We start from the raw sequence: 4,560 nt of genomic DNA on the forward strand, positions 1-4,560 counted from the left end.
AGCCTCGTCTTGCCCGGGGTTGCAATCGTCGTCTCGCCGCTCGTGTCGCTAATGGGCGATCAAGTCCGCGCGCTCGTGCAGGCAGGGGTGCACGCGGCCTATCTCAACTCGACGCTTTCGCCCGCAGCCCAGGGCCGTGTGATCGAGCGCGCGCGAGCAGGCGAGTTCGACATCATATATGTAGCACCCGAACGGCTCGAAGATGCGCGCTTCATCGAGTTTGCGAGCCGCGCGCGCATAGCGCTCGTCGCCGTCGACGAGGCCCATTGCGTGTCGCAGTGGGGCCAGGACTTCCGCCCTTCGTATCTGCAAATCGGCGCCTTCATCGCGCAACTGCCCGCACGCCCCGCCGTCTGCGCGCTCACGGCGACGGCCACCGAGCGCGTTCGCGACGACATCGTGCGCCTGCTCGGGTTGTCCGACCCCTACCGTATCGTCACCGGGTTCGACCGCCCGAACCTGCACTTCGCCATCGAGCGCGCGGAGCCCAAGCGCAAGCTCGCGAGGATTGCCGCCTACGCCTTGGAGCACGCGAGCGATTCGGGCATCGTGTACTGCTCCACCCGGAAGGACACCGAGGCCGTCTGCGATGCGCTCGTGTCGGCAGGCGTCCGCGCGACGCGCTACCATGCCGGGCTCCCCGCTGCCGAGCGCGCGGCAAACCAGCAGGCATTCATCTGTGACGATGCGCCCGTCATGGTCGCGACGAACGCATTCGGCATGGGCATCGATAAGTCGAACGTGCGCTACGTGCTCCATCACAACATGCCCGCCTCGATCGAGGCGTATTACCAAGAAGCCGGCCGCGCAGGACGCGACGGCCTGCCTTCGGAGTGCCTGCTCTTCTGGAGCGAGAAGGACCTTTCCACCTGCCGCTTCTTCATCGAGCAGGAATCGGCCAACGAGGAGCTTTCGCCGGAAGAGGCCGAGGTCGTGCGCCAGACGCGCCGGCGCATGCTCGCGGCGATGGAGGGCTACTGCGTGACCTGCGGCTGCCTCCGCGAGTACCTGCTTCGCTACTTCGGGGAAGAAGTTGCGGCGGGTGGCCCTGCGAAGTGCGGGAACTGCGGCAACTGCGAAGGCGGCTTCGAGCGCGTCGACGTGACGAGCGAGGCGCGTGCGATCATGCGCTGCGTGCAGGAGCTTCGAGGCGAATGGGGCAAGGGAATGGTCGCCGACGTGCTGCGCGGCTCGAAAAGCGAGAAGGTGTCCTCGTTCGGGCTCGATCGCGCGAACGCCTACGGCACGCTTTCCCACGCGTCCGCAGCGCACGTGAAGGACGTGATAGAGCTCCTGGTCGCGGGCAGGTACCTCGACATCTCGGAGGGGAAGTTCCCCAAGGTGGGGTTCGGCCCGAACTTTCGCGCAGCGGCGGCGCCCGAGTTCTCCCTCTTCATGAAGCGCACGGCACGGAAGAGCGGGCAGGCTGGCGCAGGCGGCGGACATGCGTTCGGCTCGAGCGGCACGAGGTGCGCAGGCACTGCGGCGGACAGCGGGTCCAGCGAGCTTTTCGAGCGCCTGCGCACGCTGCGCAAGCAAATCGCGAGCGAACGGGGATGTGCGCCCTACATGGTCTTCTCCGACGCCGCGCTGCGCGACATGTGCGCCCGCCTTCCGCAGACCGAGGACGAGTTCCTCGAGGTGAACGGCGTCGGGCAGACGAAGCTTCTGCGCTACGGGGAGGCGTTTCTCGCCGAGATCGCCGCCTTCGAGAACCGCTAGGCCGCAAGCCCTCTCGGCATATGCCGCACTCGAAAAGTGAAGGGTCTGTGACGAAAAGGGTCCATGCATTGACTCTTGGGCGAGTTGGACGATGATAGATGTTGCTGGCGAGCCAAAGGGGCGCGCAGCAAGCGGGCATCAAGGGATGTCCCAACAAAGGAGATACGTTGACCAGCACGAACATGCATACCATTCGAATTATGAGCCTGATTATCTAGGGCTCGGGTTGCTTGTTTGTTAGCTGCCCGAACCCAAATCGGGCAGCTGATGGTGCATTGAAGCCGGAGGCTGTTTGAGAAAACGCCTCCGGTTTTTTATTTACTCCGCAGATGCTTTTCATTCGCACCCTTGCGATTTTCCACCGCCGCTTTCCCAAACAGCCGCCTGCTTTCAAGCAGAAAGCGTATCAAGGACATGCGAGAGAAAGCGAGCGAGCAGATCATGTCAAGCACGGCAACGGCGAGCGCTCTGCCCTTCGGGGCAAAGCCTCAGGAGAAAAAGAAGAACTCGACGGCGGAGGTCGTCGCGGCGTCGATGGTCGGCACCGCGATCGAGTTCTACGATAACTACTGCTATTCCATTGCGGCGGCGAGCTATTTCGGCCTCATCTTCTTCACCGACGTCGCGAAATCGAACCCCGTCTTGGCGACGCTGCTCGCCTTCGTCACCTTCGCTGTGTCGTTTCTGGCGCGTCCGTTCGGCTCGCTTTTGTTCGGGCACTTCGGCGACAAGCTCGGACGAAAGAAAACCCTGGTCGCAGCACTTATGATGATGGGTATCGCGACATTTGTCGTCGGTCTTTTGCCAGGGTATGACGTCCTTGGCCCCGCATCGGTCGTCCTTCTGTGCGCCTGCCGCGCGTTCCAGGGCGTTGGGCTTGCCGGCGAGTGGTCGGGCGCGGCGCTCGTGGCGACGGAGAACGCGCCGAAGAGCAAGCGTGCGCTCTACGGCAGCTTCCCGAACCTCGGCGCTCCGATCGGGTTCTTCTGCGCTTACGGCGTGAACCTCGTGCTCGACACCGTGCTCACGACCGACCAGATGGTCGCGTTCGGCTGGCGCATCCCGTTTTTGCTTTCCATCTTCCTCGTCGTCGTCGGCCTCGTCGTGCGCTTGCGCATGGCCGAGACGCCCGTCTTCCAGAAGGCGGCCGCCGAGGACCGCGTCTCGAAGACCCCGCTGCTCGACCTTCGCCACCATTGGAAGCGCGTCGTTTTGGGCACCTGCGCGGTGAGCATCACCTACACGCTGTTCTACCTGCTCGGCACCTGGTCGCTTTCTTACGGCGTCTCCACGCTCGGCTTCTCTCAGCCGCAGTACCTTGGCTTCGAGCTTGTCGCCGTGTTCTTCTTTGCCGCGTTCATCGTGGTGGGATGCCTTTGCGCCGACCGCCGCGGCCGCAAGCCGGTGCTCGTGGTCGCAACCGCGGCAACGCTTGTGTTCGGCCTGGTGAGCCCACTGCTTCTTGGAAGCGGCACCGTTGCGGGCGTCATGGCGTTCCTCTGCGTCGGCTTCGTGTGCATGGGCGCGGTGTTCGGCCCGTGCGGGTCGTATCTGCCCGAGCTGTTCCCCGCGAATGTGCGCTACTCGGGCGCAGGCCTTTCCTACAACCTCGCCGCGATCGTGGGCGGCGCGTTCGCCCCGACCATCGCAAGCGCGCTCGTCATGAACTTCGGCCTGGGCGCCGTGGGCCTCTACCTCGCCGGCATGGCAGTGGTCTCGCTCGTCGCGCTCGTATTCTTCAAGGAAAGCCGCGACATGGATTACGAACGCTAGGGAAGTTTGAGCACTGCTGACCCGCCGCCGCGCCGCAAGCGGGCCGGCGGGCCGCCTTCGAATGCCGCGGCTGTTAAGAACGGGTGACTTCGCGTTCTTGCCAGCCGCAACGGGCCCGTCCTTTGCTATCATTTCGGAGATATGCACGAAAGGACGCTTTCATGACCCAACATCTTACCGAACGCGACGTGCGCGATATCGCCACCTACGCGCGCATCGGGCTCACCGACGATGAGCTTGTCCAGATGACAACCGACCTGAACAGCATCATCGACACCTTGAAGCCCATCACCGAATTCGACCTCGATGGCGTTACGCCCACCTTCCACCCAATCGGAAGCCTCTCGAACGTCATGCGCGAGGACACCGAGCGCAAAAGCTTCACGCAGGAAGTTGCGCTTGAGAACGCACCCAAGCAGCAGGACGGCAGCTTCCTCATCCCGTCCATCTTAGGCGAAGGGGGCGATCGCTAATGGCATTCTCCACCGACATGGGCATCGCCGAGATCCAGGCGGGCCTGCGCGCGGGCGACTTCACGGCGCGCGAGGTCGCCGAGACGGCGCTTGCGCACGTGAAGGGCGCTGACGAGAAGGTCCACGCGTTCCTCGAGCTCACCGAGGAGGCGGCATTCGCCGCAGCCGAGCGCATCGACGCCGCGATCGCCGCGGGCTCCTTCGACGAGCTTGGGCCCCTCGCCGGCATTCCGTGCGCCTTCAAGGACAACATGAACCAGGAGGGCACGCACACCACCTGCGCCTCCCACATGCTGGAAAATTACGTGTCCCCCTACACGGCCACGTGCGTGCAGCGCGCGATCGACGCAGGATGCATCCCCTTGGGCAAGCTCAACATGGACGAGTTCGCCTTCGGCAGCTCCACCGAGTCATCTGCCTTCGGCCCCACCCACAACCCGTGGGATCTGGAACGCGTGCCGGGCGGCTCCTCGGGCGGCTCTGCCGCAGCGGTCGCTTCGGGCATGACCTGCGTCGCGCTCGGCTCCGACACGGGCGGGTCGATCCGCCAGCCCGCGAGCTTCTGCGGCATCGTCGGCGTGAAGCCCACCTA

At 64.3% G+C, this 4,560-nt stretch carries 4 protein-coding genes; all 4 read left to right on the forward strand.

Going from position 1 to position 4,560, the window contains the following annotated elements:
* Positions 1-1,722: RecQ family ATP-dependent DNA helicase (locus Q0I65_RS09435; RefSeq protein WP_296062866.1), on the forward strand; the 1,722-nt coding region annotated here is incomplete at its 5' end.
* Between the two features lie 414 nt (positions 1,723-2,136).
* On the forward strand, positions 2,137-3,495 hold the full coding sequence (locus Q0I65_RS09440) for an MFS transporter (protein ID WP_296062868.1): 1,359 nt from the start codon (positions 2,137-2,139) through the stop codon (positions 3,493-3,495).
* A 161-nt stretch (positions 3,496-3,656) separates the two neighbouring features.
* The gene (gatC, locus tag Q0I65_RS09445) at positions 3,657-3,968 is read left to right on the forward strand and encodes an Asp-tRNA(Asn)/Glu-tRNA(Gln) amidotransferase subunit GatC (protein WP_296062870.1); all 312 of its coding nucleotides are present in this window, start codon (positions 3,657-3,659) and stop codon (positions 3,966-3,968) included.
* Positions 3,968-4,560: amidase (locus tag Q0I65_RS09450; protein ID WP_296062871.1), on the forward strand; the 593-nt coding region annotated here is incomplete at its 3' end. The genes gatC and Q0I65_RS09450, both read left to right, overlap by 1 nt.

Origin of the sequence: uncultured Ellagibacter sp. (assembly GCF_934643285.1) — a bacterium.
GTDB lineage: Bacteria > Actinomycetota > Coriobacteriia > Coriobacteriales > Eggerthellaceae > Ellagibacter.